18 protein-coding genes are annotated in these 15,730 nt (G+C 70.0%); 12 read left to right on the plus strand and 6 right to left on the minus strand.

The annotated features are described in order from the left end of the window. The coding region (locus tag VGV13_03950) for an Ig-like domain-containing protein (GenBank protein HEV8640231.1) at positions 1 to 645 on the plus strand (645 nt) is incomplete at its 5' end. A gap of 44 nt (positions 646 to 689) precedes the next feature. Here VGV13_03950 and VGV13_03955 read toward each other — a convergent pair. Then, a complete protein-coding gene (locus VGV13_03955) occupies positions 690 to 1,808 on the minus strand; it encodes an amidohydrolase family protein (GenBank protein HEV8640232.1) in 1,119 nt (372 codons plus the stop codon). Between the two features lie 109 nt (positions 1,809 to 1,917). Here VGV13_03955 and VGV13_03960 point away from each other — a divergent pair, with 109 nt between their 5' ends. The 10 genes from VGV13_03960 (at position 1,918) to VGV13_04005 (ending at position 11,042) form a co-directional block, all read left to right on the plus strand. Further along, positions 1,918 to 2,457, plus strand: a complete 540-nt coding sequence (locus VGV13_03960; GenBank protein ID HEV8640233.1) for a carboxymuconolactone decarboxylase family protein — start codon at positions 1,918 to 1,920, stop codon at positions 2,455 to 2,457. 38 nt (positions 2,458 to 2,495) lie between these two features. Then, positions 2,496 to 2,621 carry a hypothetical protein gene (locus tag VGV13_03965; protein HEV8640234.1) on the plus strand — a complete coding sequence of 42 codons (126 nt, stop codon included), beginning with the start codon at positions 2,496 to 2,498 and terminating at the stop codon, positions 2,619 to 2,621. Between the two features lie 108 nt (positions 2,622 to 2,729). Then, on the plus strand, positions 2,730 to 4,271 hold the full coding sequence (locus tag VGV13_03970) for an ABC transporter substrate-binding protein (protein ID HEV8640235.1): 1,542 nt from the start codon (positions 2,730 to 2,732) through the stop codon (positions 4,269 to 4,271). Continuing rightward, the gene (locus VGV13_03975) at positions 4,268 to 5,185 is read left to right on the plus strand and encodes an ABC transporter permease (protein HEV8640236.1); all 918 of its coding nucleotides are present in this window, start codon (positions 4,268 to 4,270) and stop codon (positions 5,183 to 5,185) included. Before VGV13_03970 ends, VGV13_03975 begins: the two co-directional genes overlap by 4 nt. Further along, positions 5,182 to 6,078 carry an ABC transporter permease gene (locus VGV13_03980; GenBank protein HEV8640237.1) on the plus strand — a complete coding sequence of 299 codons (897 nt, stop codon included), beginning with the start codon at positions 5,182 to 5,184 and terminating at the stop codon, positions 6,076 to 6,078. The genes VGV13_03975 and VGV13_03980 overlap by 4 nt, the downstream gene beginning before the upstream one ends. Positions 6,079 to 6,214: 136 nt before the next feature. Then, on the plus strand, positions 6,215 to 7,228 hold the full coding sequence (locus tag VGV13_03985) for an ABC transporter ATP-binding protein (protein ID HEV8640238.1): 1,014 nt from the start codon (positions 6,215 to 6,217) through the stop codon (positions 7,226 to 7,228). Between the two features lie 15 nt (positions 7,229 to 7,243). Beyond that, positions 7,244 to 8,233: a dipeptide ABC transporter ATP-binding protein gene (locus VGV13_03990; protein HEV8640239.1), complete on the plus strand. Its 990-nt coding sequence runs from the start codon at positions 7,244 to 7,246 to the stop codon at positions 8,231 to 8,233. 170 nt (positions 8,234 to 8,403) lie between these two features. Beyond that, entirely contained in the window at positions 8,404 to 8,778 is a 375-nt protein-coding gene (locus VGV13_03995; GenBank protein ID HEV8640240.1) for a response regulator, read from the plus strand. A 20-nt stretch (positions 8,779 to 8,798) separates the two neighbouring features. Next, the gene (locus VGV13_04000; protein HEV8640241.1) at positions 8,799 to 9,956 is read left to right on the plus strand and encodes an aminotransferase class V-fold PLP-dependent enzyme; all 1,158 of its coding nucleotides are present in this window, start codon (positions 8,799 to 8,801) and stop codon (positions 9,954 to 9,956) included. A 51-nt stretch (positions 9,957 to 10,007) separates the two neighbouring features. Continuing rightward, a complete protein-coding gene (locus VGV13_04005) occupies positions 10,008 to 11,042 on the plus strand; it encodes an MBL fold metallo-hydrolase (protein HEV8640242.1) in 1,035 nt (344 codons plus the stop codon). A gap of 134 nt (positions 11,043 to 11,176) precedes the next feature. Here the strand turns inward: VGV13_04005 and VGV13_04010 are convergent, their stop codons facing one another. Then, positions 11,177 to 11,686, minus strand: a complete 510-nt coding sequence (locus VGV13_04010) for an OsmC family protein (GenBank protein HEV8640243.1) — start codon at positions 11,684 to 11,686, stop codon at positions 11,177 to 11,179. Between the two features lie 30 nt (positions 11,687 to 11,716). On the opposite strand from VGV13_04010, the gene VGV13_04015 reads away from it, so the two are divergent. Next, positions 11,717 to 12,697 carry a tripartite tricarboxylate transporter substrate binding protein gene (locus VGV13_04015; GenBank protein HEV8640244.1) on the plus strand — a complete coding sequence of 327 codons (981 nt, stop codon included), beginning with the start codon at positions 11,717 to 11,719 and terminating at the stop codon, positions 12,695 to 12,697. A 31-nt stretch (positions 12,698 to 12,728) separates the two neighbouring features. Here the strand turns inward: VGV13_04015 and VGV13_04020 are convergent, their stop codons facing one another. From VGV13_04020 to pstB, 4 genes are all read right to left on the minus strand, one after another. Further along, entirely contained in the window at positions 12,729 to 13,139 is a 411-nt protein-coding gene (locus tag VGV13_04020; GenBank protein ID HEV8640245.1) for an arsenate reductase ArsC, read from the minus strand. Next, a complete protein-coding gene (locus VGV13_04025) occupies positions 13,136 to 13,900 on the minus strand; it encodes an MIP/aquaporin family protein (GenBank protein HEV8640246.1) in 765 nt (254 codons plus the stop codon). The genes VGV13_04020 and VGV13_04025 overlap by 4 nt, the downstream gene beginning before the upstream one ends. Before the next feature lie 109 nt (positions 13,901 to 14,009). After that, positions 14,010 to 14,675 carry a phosphate signaling complex protein PhoU gene (gene phoU, locus VGV13_04030; protein ID HEV8640247.1) on the minus strand — a complete coding sequence of 222 codons (666 nt, stop codon included), beginning with the start codon at positions 14,673 to 14,675 and terminating at the stop codon, positions 14,010 to 14,012. A 1-nt stretch (position 14,676) separates the two neighbouring features. After that, positions 14,677 to 15,423 carry a phosphate ABC transporter ATP-binding protein PstB gene (gene pstB / locus VGV13_04035; GenBank protein ID HEV8640248.1) on the minus strand — a complete coding sequence of 249 codons (747 nt, stop codon included), beginning with the start codon at positions 15,421 to 15,423 and terminating at the stop codon, positions 14,677 to 14,679. Positions 15,424 to 15,730 lie beyond the last annotated feature (307 nt).

Raw genomic sequence — 15,730 nt, forward strand, 5'->3', positions numbered from 1 at the left:
GCCACCGTCCGTGACGCGACCGGCAGGACCGGCTCGTCCAGCGTCAGCGTCACCGTCCAGGGCGGCGCCCCCCCCACCCTCGGCGCCTCCTTCACGAGCCCCGCCGAAGGTGCCACCGTCAACGGGACGACGATCGTCGGCCTGGCCGCCAGCGGGGGCACCTCGCCCTATAGCTACGCGCTGGCCATCGACGGCGCCCAGGTGTTCACCACGACGACGGCCGGGACCAGCGCCTCCTACAGCTGGGACACGACCGCGTCGGCCAACGGCACGCACACGCTGGGCCTCACCGTGACCGACAGCGCCGGCGCCCGCGCCACCGCCATCCGCACCGTCACCATGAGCAGCGGCGGAGGCACCGGCACGCTCACGATCACGCTCACATCGCCACGTCCGGGCGAAGCCGTCAGCGGCATCAACTGGTCGAACATCTGGGTGGACTCGCCGGGGACGCCGCCGTTCACTTACACGCTCTCCGTCGGCGCCACCACACTCTGGACCGAATCGTCCTCGGGCACCCACGTGGCGCTGCCGTGGGACACCACGCGCGTGGCCAACGGAGCCCAGACGCTGAAAGCCACCGTGCGGGATGCGGCCGGCCGGACCGGCTCGGCCACCGTCGACGTCGTGGTGCAGAACCCCTAGCCTCCCGCGCTCCCGGGGAGGAGCCCGGTCCGGGCCCTAGCGCATCAGGCCAGACCGTAGAGCGCCGCGGGGTTGTCCCAGAGGATCTTCCGCCGGGCCGAGTCTGAAACCGGCAGGGCGAGCATCGCCTCGGCCGTCTCCGGCCACTTGTGATCCGGATGCGGGTAGTCGCTCGCGAAGAGGAGGCGGTCCTCGCCGATGAAGTCGAGGACGTGGGGGATGTAGGGCTCGTCGGGCTCGCACGCGATCCAGCACTGGCGGCGGAAGTAGTCGCTCGGCTTCATGGAGAGCTGGGGCTCGCCGGCGATGCCCTCCGTCTGCTCCCAGTGCTCGTCCATCCGCCACAGCCAGTACGGCAGCCAGCCGCAGCCCGATTCCAGGAACGCGACGCGCAGCTGCGGGTGACGCTCGAGGACGCCGCCGCCGATGAGCGCCAGCATCGCCAGCATCTGCTCCATCGGATGCGAGGCGGCGTGGCAGGCGAAGAAGTTCCGGAAGCGATCGGCGCCCGCCTCGGGCAGGTACGCTCCCACGCCCTCGTGAATGCCGACGGCCAGGCCCCGCCGCTCGCAGGCGGCCCAGAAGGGCTCGTAGGCCGGATCGTCGAGGTTCCGCCCGCGGATCGGGTTCGGACGGACGAAGACCGCCCTGAAGCCGCGCGCGGCGAGGCGCTCGGCCTCCTGGACGGCCAGGGCCGGCTCGTGGAGGGCGACGAGCATGCCGACGGGGCGCAGGCGGTCCGGCGCGTGGGCGCAGAAGTCCACCATCCAGTCGTTGTAGGCGCGGCAGATGCCGATCGCCAGCTCGGGCGCCAGGTCGTCGATGGACGCCACGTAGAGTCCCTGGGTGGGATAGAGGAACGCGATGTCGATGCCGCCCGCGTCCATCGCCTTGATCTGGGACTCGGCATCGTACTCCGCCTCGAGGTACTCGCTCAGGTGCTCGCGCACCCGTGCTGCGAAGGCGCCGCGCATGGCGAGGCTGATGCACTCCAGCCGCGGCGACACCCGCCCCCCGCTCTCGAAGCCCGAGCGTCCGCTGGGCCCGCGCACCACGCGCGGCGCGCGATCACGAAACTCGGGGCCGATGTAGCGCTCCCACATGCCGGCCGGCTCCATCACGTGCCCGTCGGCGTCGATGATCCGGAACTTGCGGGACGGCATGGCGCGGGCCTCCTGAGGCTGCTGCGCTCCTAGGTAAGCCATCACCAGGGTTCTGTCAACGTGTTAGCATCCCGGCGGGAAAGGACCAGCGTCCCCCCAGGAGCGTGTGATGGCCCGACTGCCCGACCCGCTGGACTCGCTGAGTCCCGAGGCCAAGAGGATCTACGACAAGATCGCCAGAAAGCGCGGAGCCATCCGCGGCCCCTATGCGCCGCTGATGCACCATCCGGTCCTGGCCGAGCGCGTGGCCGACGTGGGTGAGTACCTGCGATTCGACGCCACGCTCCCGGGGGACGTGCGGGAGCTGGCGATCCTCGTCACCGCGCGCGCGGTGGCCCAGCCCTACGAGTGGGTGGCGCACGCGCCCGTCGCGCTCAAGGCGGGGCTCCCGGGCGAGGTGATCGAGCTCGTGCGCACGCGCGGTGACCTCTCGACGCTCCCTGCGCGGTACGCCAACGCCGTCAGGGTCGTCCGGCACGTCCTCGCCCACGAGTCGGTGCCCCAGGGTCTGCACGACGAGGTCCAGAAGGACCTGGGGCTTACCGGCCTCCTCGAGCTGGTCGTCCTGGCCGGCTACTACCAGCTGATCGCCGGTGTCCTCTTCTCCTTCGACACCCCCCTGCCGGAGGGGCAGCGCGCGCCGTTCTGATCGGGTCTATAATCCGTCTCTCTCCGGGGAGGCTCACCATGAGCCGAAGAAAGGCAGCCGTCGTCCTCCTCGCCAGCGGGCTGGTTCTGCTGGTCGGGACCGCGCTGCTCGTCGCCGCTGCCGCCGGCGCCGCGCCCGAGGGCCAGCTGACGTGGACTTCATGACCTTCTACGGGACGCCGGCGACCGGCGCCGCCTGGATCGTGCCCCGCAAGTACGTCGAGCCTCGTCGCCGTACGAGGACCTGAAACTCAAGGCCAAGTGAGGCGCACCATGAGTCGAGCCAACGGTCCGCTCGGCCTCTTCGTCGGCATTTCACTGAGCGTCCTCAGCATCGCCGTTCCGGCCGGCGCCTCCGGCCCCGAGGGCCAGATCACCTGGGCCGTGCACACGACGCTGGCGCCGACCTGGTTCGACCCCGCGGAGACCCCTGGGATCATCACGCCGTTCATGGTCCTCTACGCGCTCCACGACGCCGTCGTGAAGCCGATGCCCGGTAAGAGCCTGGCCCCCAGTCTGGCCGAGTCCTGGAGCGCCTCCCCTGACGGTCTCGTCTACGAGTTCGTCCTGCGCAAAGGCGCCAAGTTCCACAACGGCGATCCGGTCACCGGCGAGGATGTCAAGTTCTCCTTCGAGCGTTACCGGGGCACCTCCGCCAAAGCGCTCAAGGAACGGGTCGCCGCCGTGGAGGTGCCCGACCCCGGGCGCGTCCGGTTCCGGCTCAAGAGCCCGTGGCCCGACTTCCTGACGTTCTACAGCAGCGCCACCGGCGCCGGCTGGATCGTCCCCAAGGCCTACGTCGAGCAGGTGGGCGACGAGGGCTTCAAGAAATCGCCGGTGGGCGCCGGCCCGTATCGATTCGTGTCGTTCACCCCGGGTGTCGAGCTTGTCTTGGAGGCCTTCGATCACTACTGGCGCAAGACGCCGAGCGTGAAGCGTCTGGTCTTCAAAGTGATCCCCGACGAGTCCACGCGCCTGGCCGCCCTCAAGCGCGGCGAGGCGGACATCGCCTACTCCATCCGGGGCGCCCTGGCCGAGGAGATTCGGCGGACGCCGGGGCTCACGCTGAAGCCCGCGGTGATCCAGGCCACCTTCTGGCTCTACTTCGCCGATCAGTGGGATCCCAAGTCGCCCTGGCACGACAAGCGCGTGCGCCTGGCCGCCAACTACGCGATCGACCGGAAGGCCATCAACGAGGCCGAGACCCTGGGGTTCTCGAAGATCACCGGGAGCATCATCCCCAGCACCTTCGACTTCTACTGGCCGCCGCCGGCGTACCCCTTCGATCGGGCCCGGGCCAAGCGGCTCCTGGCCGAGGCCGGATACCCCAACGGCTTCGACGCGGGCGAGTACTTCTGCGACGTCGCCTACGCCAACCTGGCCGAGGCCGCCGCGAACTATCTGCAGGGCGTGGGGATTCGACTCAAGCTGCGCCCGCTGGAGCGCGCGGCCTTCTTCAAGGGGTTTTCCGAGAAGAAGTACCGGAACATCATCCAGGGCGCCAGCGGTGCCTTCGGTAACGCGGCCACCCGGCTGGAGGCGTTCGTCGTCTCGGGAGGCAGCTACGTCTACGGCAGTTATCCGGACCTCGATGGCCTCTTCCAGGAGCAGGTCTCGGAGCTCGACCGGAAGAAGCGGGAGGCGATCCTCCACCGCCTGCAGCAGCTCATGCACGACAAGGTGATGTTCGCGCCGATCTGGGAGCTCGCCTTCCTCAACGGGGTCGGGCCGCGGGTGGAAGAATCGGGGCTCGCCCTCATTGCCGGCCACGCCTACTCGGCGCCTTACGAAGATCTCCGGCTCAAGAAGCCATGAAGCGCTACGTCCTCCGGCGCCTGGCCTATTCGCTGGTCTCCCTCTTCCTGCTCTCGCTGACCATCTTCCTCTTCGTGCGCCTCACGGGCGATCCGGCCGTGCTGCTCGTCGAGCCCGGCGCCAGCCAGGCCGACATCGACACCATCCGGCAACAGTTCGGCCTCGATCGCCCGCTCTGGTTCCAGTACGGGAGCTTCATGGCGAGCCTCGTCCGCGGCGACTTCGGCCAGTCGTTCTACTACCGCATGCCGGTCCTGGAGCTCTACCTCTCGCGCCTGCCCAACTCGCTGCTCCTGGCCACCGCCGCCATGTTCTTCTCGCTCCTCGTCGGCATCCCCAGCGGCATCCTGGCCGCCGTCCGGGTCAACCGCTGGTGGGACAGCGCGGGCAAGATCTTCGCCCTGCTGGGGCTGTCCATGCCAGCCTTCTGGGTGGGGCTCCTCATGATTCTCTTTTTCTCCGTGTATCTCGGCTGGCTGCCTTCCTCGGGGTCGGGCACGCCGCTGCACGTCGTGATGCCGGCGGTGGCGCTGGGCTGGTACTTCGCCGCCGCCCACATGCGACTCACGCGCTCCTCGATGCTGGAGGTCCTGGGCTCCGAGTACGTGAAGCTGGCGCGGCTCAAGGGCCTGCCGGAGGCCCTCGTCATCGCCAAGCACGCTTTCAAGAACGCGCTGATCCCGGTCCTCACGCTGGCCGGCATCAACCTCGTCATCATGGTGAACGTCGCCGTGGTCGTGGAGACCGTCTTCGCCTGGCCGGGCGTCGGTCGCCTGCTCTACGAGGGCATCGCGTTCCGCGACTTTCCGATCGTCCAGGCCACCGTGCTGCTGGGCGGCGCCATGATCGTCGTCGTCAACCTGGTCGTCGACGTGCTCTACGCTGTCATCGATCCGAGGATCAGATACCAATGAGCAAGGTTCTCGACAGCAGCCGGGCGGCCGGCCTCGCCCTCGCCTGGCGCTTCGCCGCCTTCCGCTCCGAAGGCTTCCCGTTGATCCCGACGGCGATCCTCCTGGTGCTGGTGTTCGTGGCGATCTTCGCCGACGTCATCGCGCCCTGGGACCCCGAGATCGGCACGCTCGGCGACCGCTTCCGACCACCGGCCTGGCAGGCCGGCGGCAGCGACAAGTACCTGCTCGGCACCGACCACCTCGGGCGCGACGTGCTCTCGCGCCTGATCTTCGGCGCGCGCGTCTCCATGATCGTGGGTTTCACCGCCGTGCTGTTCGCCGGCGTCCTCGGCACCTCTCTCGGCATCCTGTCCGGCTACCTGGGGAGCTGGGTCGACCAGGTGATCATGCGGGTGACGGACACCTGGCTGGCCCTGCCCGCGCTCACCTTCGCCATCTTCCTGGCCGCCGTGGTGGGGCCGAGCGAGATGAACATCGTGATCATCCTGGGCGCCGTCTACTGGACGCGCTACGCCCGCGTCATCCGCGGCGAGGTCCTGTCGCTCAAGGAGCGCGACTTCGTGCGGCTGGCCATCGTGGCCGGCTGCTCCAAGCGGACGATCATGCGCCGCCACATCCTGCCCAACGTGCTCAACTCCGCCGTCGTGCTGGGCACGCTGATGCTGGGCGTGGTCATCGTCACCGAGGCGGCGCTGTCGTTCCTCGGCGTCGGGGTGCCGCCGCCCAAGCCGGCCTGGGGGCTCATGCTCGCCGACGGCAAGAAGGGGCTGATGGCCGGCTACTGGTGGCTGACCGTGCTGCCCGGCTCCTGCATCATGCTGATGGTCCTGGCCGCCAACCTGCTCGGCGACTGGCTGCGCGTGAAGCTCGACCCTCAGCTGCGGCAACTGTAAGACATCCTGTGTCAACCCAAGAGCCGAGCGCGCCGCCTCGAGCGCCGGCTTCGCCGGCGCAACCTGTGCTGGGGGAGGCCTCGGAGGGGGCCGTCGCGCCCTGTGGGCGCGCCTGTGAAGGCGCCCCCTCCGACCTATGAGCGCGCCGACACCCCTGCTCGAGCTCCGACACCTCACCACGCACTACGTCTCGGCGCGCGGCACCCGCGTCGTGGCGGCGGTGGAAGACGTGTCCCTGCGCTTGCACGCCGGCGACACGCTCGGGGTCGTGGGCGAGTCCGGCTCCGGCAAGACGACGCTGGCGCTCACCATCCTGCGTTTGCTGCCGCCGGCGGCCCGCATCGTGCGCGGCGAGATCCTGTTCGAGGGGGAAGACCTCCTCAAGAAGCCCGCCGGCAAGATGCGCCGGATCCGTGGCAAGCGCATCGCCATGATCCTGCAGGATCCGATGGCCTCGTTGAACCCGCTCTTCACCATCGGCGATCAGATCGCCGAGTCCATCCGCGTCCACGAGGGGGCCAGTCGCGGCTCGGCCTGGACACGGGCGCACGATCTGCTGAAGGCGGTGAAGATCTCCGCCCCCGAGACGCGCGTGCGGGAATACCCGCACCAGATGTCGGGCGGAATGCGGCAGCGCATCGTCGGCGCCATCGCCATCTCCTGCGAGCCCAAGCTGCTCATCGCCGACGAGCCGACGACCAGCCTCGACGTGACCATCCAGGCGCAGTACCTCAGGCTCCTGCGCGAGCTGCAGCGCGCGCACGGTCTCGCGCTGATCTTCATCACCCACAACCTCGGCATCGTGGCCAAGATGTGCGACCGTGTCGCCGTCATGTACGCCGGCCGGGTCGTCGAGTCGGGCCCGGTGAAGCGCATCTTCAACGCGCCCGCCCACCCCTACACGCGGGCCCTGCTGGAGTCGATCCCGCGGCTGGGCGACCGCGACCAACGGCTCACTGTCATCGACGGCCAGCCGCCCGACCTGGCGGCGCTGCCCGGGGGCTGCGCCTTCCACCCGCGGTGCGCGCAGGCCATGGACCGCTGCCGCGCCGACGATTCGCCCGCGTTCGACGTCGCCGACGACCACGCCGCGCGCTGCTGGCTGGCCGCCCCCGGCGAGGCGGCGCGCCTCTTCAACCTCACACGCTGAGGGTGGCCGGGGACGATGGCCCTGCTCGACGCCGAAGACCTCGTCAAGCACTTCCCGGTCCGCGGCGGCCTCTTCTCGCGCGACCGAGGCCGTGTTCGCGCCGTCGACGGCGTCTCGTTCGCGATCGAGCAGGGCCGGACGCTGGGTCTGGTGGGCGAGTCGGGGTGCGGCAAGTCGACGACGGCCAAGCTCGTGCTCAAGCTCGAGCAGCCGACCGCCGGCCTGATCCGCTGGGAGGGGCGGAACCTCGCCGAGCTCGACGCGGCGGGGCTGCGCGCCTACCGCCGCTCGGTGCAGGCGGTCTTCCAAGACCCGTACGCGTCGCTGAACCCTCGCATACGGGTGGGCGCCATCATCGCCGAGCCACTCGTCACCAACGAGCGCCTCGGGGCCTCCGAGGTCGACCGGCGCATGCAGCGCCTCCTCGACCTGGTGGGCCTGCCGGCGCGCGCGCGGGACCTCTTCCCCCACGAGTTCTCGGGTGGCCAGCGGCAGCGCATCGCCATCGCCCGCGCGCTGGCGCTCGAGCCGAAGCTGGTGGTGCTCGACGAGCCGGTCTCGGCGCTCGACGTCTCGATCCGCGCTCAGATCCTGAATCTGCTGCGCGATCTCCAGGCGCGGCTCGGCCTCGCCTACCTCTTCATCGCCCACGACCTGGCGGCCGTCGCCCACATGAGCCATACCGTCGCCGTCATGTACCTGGGCAAGATCGTGGAGATCGGCGACGGGCGGGCGATCGCCACGCACCCCAAGCATCCCTACACGCAGGCGCTGTTCTCGGCGGCGCTGCCCTCGCACCCGGACGAGCAGCGCGAGGAGATCATCCTGGCCGGCGAGGTGCCGAGCCCGCTCCATCCGCCCACGGGCTGCCGCTTCCACCCCCGCTGCCCGCACGCGATGGCCCGCTGCGCACTCGACGAGCCTCGCCTGGGGCCCGTGAACGGCCGTCTGACCGCCTGCCACCTGTACGACGCCGTCACACCGGAGGCGGCCGGGCGCCGATAGGAAAACTTTTTCTCACCTGGCGGGGCCCGCGGCTTGCCAGGCACCGCCCCCAGCCTGTACTGCCCCTCACCCCCGCCGCGTCGGCCGGAGGGGAGGGGGCCGCGCGCCGCCTGGAGGGCGGCGACGACCACGCGGCGGGGGAGGGTCTGCCCTCGCTCGACGGGGTGCGCGTGCTCCTGGTCGAGGACGACGCCGACACGCGCGAGCTGCTGACGACGCTGCTCCAACGGTGCGGGGCCCGCGTGACCGCCGTCGGCTCCGCGAGCGAGGCGCTCATGACTATCGCCCTCACCCAGCCGGATGTCCTGGTGAGCGACATCGCCATGCCCGGCGAGGACGGCTATGCGCTGATCCGCAAGATCCGGCTGCGTGACGCCGACCAGGGCCGGTGGCTGCCGGCCGTCGCGCTCACGGCCTACGCGCGGGACGAAGACCGGGCCCGCGCGCTGGCGGCCGGCTATCAGAGGCACCTCACCAAGCCGGTCGATCCGGCCGCGCTGGCGCGGACGGTGGCGGTCCTCTCGGGTCGCGTCCGCGCCGCCTAGGGCGTCGCACCGGCGCGGCCGTGTGGGCGCTCGATCCAGCCGTCGCCTTCCTGAATCACGGCTCCTTCGGCGCGTGCCCCGCGCCCGTGCTGGAGGCGCAGCAGCGCCTGCGCCAGGAGATGGAGCGCGAGCCCGTGCGCTTCCTGGGACGCGAGCTCGAGGGCCGGCTCGACGCCGCCCGGGCGGGGCTGGGAGCCTTCCTCGGCGCCGAGCCCGACGACCTCGCCTTCGTGCCCAACGCGACGACCGGCGTGAACACCGTTTTGAAGTCGCTCGCCTTCGGGCCGGACGACGAGCTGCTGACGACCGACCACCTCTACGACGCCTGCCGCAACGCCCTCGAGTTCGCCGCCCGGCGCGCCGGCGCTCGGGTCGTCGTCGCGCCCGTTCCCTTTCCCCTGGACCACGAGCAGCGCGTCGTCGACGCGGTCCTCGGCGCCGTCACGCGGCGGACCCGGCTCGCCCTGCTCGACCACGTGACGAGCCCCACGGGCCTGGTGCTTCCGCTCGGGCGCCTCGTCGCCGAGCTGGCCCGGGACGGCATCGACACGCTGGTGGACGGCGCCCACGCGCCGGGGATGCTGCCGCTCGATCTCCGGGCGCTGGGGGCGGCCTACTACGCGGGCAATTGCCACAAGTGGCTCTGTGCGCCCAAGGGCGCGGCCTTCCTCCACGTACGCCACGACCGGCAGGCCGGCATCCGGCCGCTGGTGCTGAGCCATGGCGCCAACTCGCCGCGCGCCGACCGCTCGCGCTTCCGCCTGGAGTTCGACTGGACCGGCACTCACGACCCGACGGCCTATCTGGCGGTCCCGGAGGCGATCCGAGTCCTGGGAGCTGCACTGCCGGGCGGCTGGCCGGCGCTGATGGCACGCAATCGCGCGCTGGCGCTCGCGGCCCGGCGCCGGCTGGCCGAGGCCCTGGGCCTCGCCCCGCCGTGCCCGGACGCCATGATCGGCTCGCTGGCGGCCGTCCCGCTGCCGGACGCCGACCGACCGATGCCGCCTCGCCGCGATCCGCTCCAGGTCGCCCTCCTCGAGCGCTTTCGGATCGAGGTGCCGGTGATCGCGTGGCCGGCCTCCCCAGGGCGTCTGCTACGCGTCTCGGCGCAACTTTACAACACGCCGGAGCAGTACCTGCGGCTGGCGGATGCGCTCGGCACGTTGCTGGCGCCGTGAGCGGCGCCGGCCGTAGTGAGGAACGCCGTTCCGTGGTAGGGTGACGCTCCCATGCGTTCCGGCCTCGGTGCCCTGCTCCTCGCCGGCGTGCTCCTCGCCGACTTCACGACGTTCGCCGCCGACCAGCCCCGCCCCGGGCAGCCCGCGCACCACGCCGCGCGCGGCTTCCGCAACCTCGACCCCGACTATGCTTACTCGGTCGTGCTCCGCGCGCGGCGGCTCGTGCGTCGGAGCTTCGAGCGCACGCCCGACCGTGGACCGACGCCGGCGGTGCTCCTCAACGACGGCGCCGCCCTGCGCGCCAATGGCGAGCACCCGACGGCCACCTGGATCGGCCACTCCTCGCTGCTCGTGCAGCTCGACGGCGTCAACGTCCTCACCGACCCCAACTGGAGCGATCGCGCCAGCCCCGTCGACTTCTTTGGACCGAAGCGGCTCATCGCCCCCGGGCTGCGCTTCGAAGACCTCCCCCCCATCCACGCGGTGGTGATCTCGCACGACCACTACGACCATCTGGACGAGGCCACCGTCCGCCGCCTGGCCCTCACGCACCATCCGACCTTCTTCGTCCCGCTGGGGCTCAAGGCGTGGTTCGCCGAGGCGGGCATCCACGACGTCGTCGAGCTCGACTGGTGGGAGGCGCGGACCTTCCGCGGCCTGAGGATCGTGTGCACGCCGGCCCAGCACTCCTCCGGCCGCACGCTGCGCGACCAGAATCTCCGCCTGTGGGCCTCGTGGGTCATCGCGGGCCGCGACCGGCGCTTCTTCTTCGCCGGCGACACGGGCTACTGGAGCGGCTTCGGTGAGATCGGTCGGCGGCTCGGCCCCTTCGACCTGGCGGCGATCCCCATCGGGGGCTACAGCGCCTACGCCCGCCTCCATCCGAACCACGTCAACCCGGAGGAAGCGCTCTCGGTCTTCGAGGACGTCGGCGGCCGGGTCCTGGTCCCGGTGCACTGGGGCACCTTCGACATGAATCGCGAGTTCTTCCGCGAGCCCCCCGAGCGCCTGCTGCGCGAAGCGCTCCGGCGGGGACTCGAGAAGCGGATCGCGCTGCTCAGCCCCGGCCAGACGATCGACTGGTGACGGGGAAGCCCCGGAGCGTTCGAGCGCGGGCTTCGCCCGCGTAATTCCCATTGGGAAGGTTCGGAGGGGGCCGTGAGGCCCCCTCTGACTATGGAACTCGGAGGGGGCCGTAACGTCCGCCCCCTCCGACCAGACTACCCCGGGAGCAGCGCGCCGTTCAGAAGCGTCGTGCCCGTCACGGCGACCGGCTTGAGCAGCGCCTGCATCACGAAGCACCCGCGCTCGGCGTTGCGCACCACCTTGGCCACCCGCTCCGGCGGGTCGGGCGACTCCAGTTCCAGCGTGGTCTCGGCACCGAGCATGGTGGCCTCGACCGTGTCGTTCAGCACCGAGCCCTCGACCCGGTAGCGCGCGGTCACCCGCATCCGCATCTTGTTCACCGTCACCTTGAGCATGTGCCCGTACCGGGACACCTGGGTCAGGAGTCAGAACGCCAGAGCGGCGCTGAAGTACATGAGGGGCGTCGGGGCCGAGCCGAGGCCGCCGAGGTTCGGCCCCTCGTCGGAGACGAACGTCATGTGGCCGGTACCGCTGCGGCTGACGGTGGCGACCTTCAGAAAGGGCGTTACCCCCTGCACGTCGGCTTCGAATACAATCTCCCGCGTTCGGATCTCGGGGTTCAGACCCTCGGGCATTGTCGTCATCGTGATCTCCCTCTTTGACAGGAGGCTAGCATGATTCATACGGCCCTCGTCACCCTCGCCATCCTGCTCGCCCTCGTCGCGGGCGCCTCCGCGGCCGACGAGCCGTACCCCACCCGCCCGATCACCATCGTCAACCCGTTCCCGCCCGGCGGACTCGCCGACCTCACGATGCGCCCCTTGGTGCCAGCGATGGAGCGCATCCTCAAGCAACCGGTCGTCCTCGTCAACAAGCCCGGCGCGTCGGGGGCCGTCGGCATGCAGTCGGCGGCGGTGGCCAAGCCCGATGGCTACACGATCCTCGTCTCCGTCCCCGCCATCTCACTGCTCCCTGAGGTCGACGCCCTGTTCGGGCGGACGCCGGTCTTCACGCGCGACCAGTTCGTCGGGATCGCCCGCATCAACGCCGATCCCACGATCCTGGTGGTGAACGCGGATCTGCCATGGAAGACCCTCCACGAGCTGCTCGAAGACGCGCGGAAGCGGCCGGGGGAGATCATCTTCTCGTCCTCGGGAATCTACGGGGCCTCCCACGTGCCGATGGAGATGCTGCTGCAGGCGGCGGGCGGCCTCAAGATGCGCCACCTGCCGACCGCGGGCGGCGGCCCAGCCACGACCGCGGTCCTTGGCGCCCACGCCCACCTCTGGGCCTCGACCACGGGGCCGGCGGCGCCCCACATCAAGTCCGGCAAGTTCCGGGCGCTGGCCGTCTCGGGCGCCACCCGGCACCCGAACTTCCCCGACGTCCCGACCCTGAAGGAGCTGGGTTACGACGTCGAGTACTACCTGTGGATCGCGCTCTTCGCGCCCAAGAACACTCCGGCGAACGCCTTGCGGGTACTGCGGGAGGCGACGCAGAAGGCCGTACAGGAGCCGGACGTCAAGGCCGCCATGGACAAGATCCAGGTGCCCATCGCCTACCAGGACGGCGACGAGTTCAACGCCTGGTGGGACGCGGATGCGCGGCGGCTGGCCGCCGTGATCAAACGCATCGGCAAGGTCGAGTCGAAGTAGACGCGGAGGCCCGATGAGTCGGCGATCCGGCCTACGGCCGGGTCTTCGTCCAGGCTTCGGCGGCGACGAGCGTCTCGACGCGCTGGCGAACCTCGTCGCGGATCTCACGCACGCGCTCGATCGGCTGCCGGTGGGGATCGTCGATCGGCCAGTCGTTCCGCTTCAGGCCGGGCACGAAGGGACAGGCTTCGCCGCAGCCCATGGTGACCAGCAACCGCGCGCCGGCGGCGAGTTCGGTGGTCAGACGCTGAGGCCGGGCACCGCTGAGATCGATCCCGACCTCGCGCATGACGGCGACGACCTCCGGATGGACTCGCTCCGCCGGCTCGGTCCCTGCCGAGATAGCCCGCGCTTTCTGGGAATCAGCCAGCACGTTAAAGAAGGCGGCGGCCATCTGCGAGCGCCCGGCGTTGCGGACGCAAGCGAAGATCACGTTCGTCATTCGGCCTTCTCGGCGAGCTGGCTCGGCCCGGGCTGGTGCCGCTCCGCCCCCGGCGGCATGGTCGGGCGTTCGCGCTCCCTCCCCACGTCGGCCGGGGGCGGGACAAGCCAGTGAAAGAGCGCGGTGGCCGCGGCCGCCCCCAGGAGCTGCGCGGCAACGAAGCCGGGCACATCCGCGGGACGGATCCCGGCGAAGGTGTCGCTGGCCGAGCGCGCGAGGGTCACCGCGGGGTTGGCGAACGAGGTCGAGGCCGTGAACCAATAGGCCGACGTGATGTAGGCGGCGACGGCGAACGGGACGGTCGAGGAGGGGAGCCGCGCGCAGCCCCGGATAACGGCCAGCAGCCCAAAGGTCGCGACGAACTCGCTGAAGAGCTGGGCACCTCCCTGACGCGCCTGGCGAGAGGCGAAGAACACGGGCTCGCCGAACATGATGTGCGCGCCCGCCACTCCGGCGAATGCGCCCACGATCTGCGCGCCGACGTAGGACGGTACCTCCCGCCATGGGAGCCCGCGTTGGGAGGCGTCGGCCAGCGTGACCGCCGGGTTGAAGTGAGCGCCCGAAATGGGGTCCAACGCAAGAATCAGCGCCACCAGGGCCGCACCTGTCGCAAGGGCATTGGCGAGCAGCGTCACGGCGATGTTGCCTCCGGCAAGCCGCGCCCCCATGATCCCGGAGCCCACCACTGCCGCCAGCAGGAAGGCCGAGCCCAGGGCCTCGGCGGTCACTCGGCGCCCGAGGCTCGAACGAGGCCCACTCATGACTCTCAAAGGAACCTCGCGCGATTGCCCGACTTCCAGGGCCTCAGTCGAATGGGCTTGGGGAGCCGGCCGGCCCCGGGTACCGCCGGCGCTCACTCGGCGCTGCCCGTCACGCCAGCGTGTGCCGCACCATCTTGCTGTCGACCAGGTAGATGACCATCTCCGCGATGTTCGTCGCGTGGTCGGCGACCCGCTCGAGGAAGCGGGCGATCAGGATCAGGCGGATGGCGCGGGGGATGGTCCGGGCGTCCTCCATCATGAAGGTCAGCAGCTCCCGGAAGATCTGGTGGTTGAGGGCATCGACCGCCGCGTCCTCGCCGCACACCCGGCGGGCCAGCGCCGTGTCGCGCGCCACGAAGGCGTCCAGGCTCTCCTTGACCATGGCCTGGGCCTTCTCGGCCATCCGGGGGAGATCGATGTAGGGCTTGAGCTGGGGCTCGAGGTTCAGCTCGACGGCCCGCTGCGCGATATTGACCGCCTGATCGCCGATGCGCTCGAGATCGGTGACGATCTTCATGGCCGTCGTGATGAAGCGCAGATCGCCGGCCGCCGGCTGGTGGAGGGCGAGGAGCTCCACGCACTTCTCGTCGATCTCGACGTCGTAGGTGTTGACCTGCCGGTCGCGCTCGATCACGCTGCGGGCCAGGGCGTCGTCGCGTTCGATCAGCGCCCGCATCACCCGCCGGATCTGGTCCTCCACCAGGGCGCCCATGGCCAGGAGGGTCTGCTTCAGGGTCTCCAGCTCCTCGTGGAAGTGGCGTTGCACGACCTTCATCCTACCCGAAGCGGCCGGTGATGTAATCCTCGGTACGTTTGTCCCGGGGATTCGTGAACAGCTCTCGGGTGACGCCGAACTCCACCAGATCTCCCAGGAGCAGGAAGCCCGTGTAGTCGGACACGCGCGCCGCCTGCTGCATATTGTGCGTCACGATGATCATGGTGTAGCTGTTCTTGAGCTCAAGCATCAACTCCTCGACCTTCGCGGTCGCGATCGGATCGAGCGCCGAGCAGGGCTCGTCCATCAGCAGCACGTCGGGTTCCACCGCGATCGCCCGGGCAATGCACAGCCGCTGCTGCTGACCGCCGGACAGCCCCAGCGCGCTGTCCTCGAGCCGGTCGTCAACCTCGTCCCAGAGCGCAGCGCTCCGCAGGCTGCGCTCGACGATCGCCTCCAGGTCGCCGCGGTTGCGCACGCCCAGGATTCGCGGCCCGTAGGCGACGTTCTCGAAGATCGACTTGGGAAAGGGATTCGACTTCTGGAAGACCATCCCGACGCGCTTGCGCAGCTCCGTCACATCGAGCGCCGGATCGTAGATGTCGGCGCCGCCGATGCGGATCGTCCCCGCGATCCTGACTCCCTCCACCAGATCGTTCATGCGGTTGAGACACCGCAGGAGGGTGGTCTTGCCGCACCCGGAGGGTCCGATGAAGGCGGTGATCCGGTGCTTGGGCACCGCCAGGGTGACCTCCTGCAACGCGGGCTTCGGCCCGTACCAGACCGAGAGACGATCGACCTCAACCATCGCCGCTTCCATGATATCCGCTGGGCCCCCGCCGGTGCTCCGGTTTGGTTTCAACTCCAGCCTCACGGCCATGACTCCTCCTAGTGCCGTTCCAACTTGTTGATACTAAATCTGTCCACGAACGACGTATACGGTGCCTTCCTAGGCGCGAATAGTTGGAACGGCACTAGGCCAAACGGGGAGGGCCGCCGGCGCCAGGACGACGGCGCTCAACGGGCGCCTGACGGCGCGGCGGGGCGTCAAGGCATTACTGGAACAGCACGTCCCACCACACGCGGACCCCGGTCAGGACGATGATCACCAAGAG

The sequence above is a fragment of the Candidatus Methylomirabilota bacterium genome, from assembly GCA_036001065.1.
GTDB lineage: Bacteria > Methylomirabilota > Methylomirabilia > Rokubacteriales > CSP1-6 > MNEF01.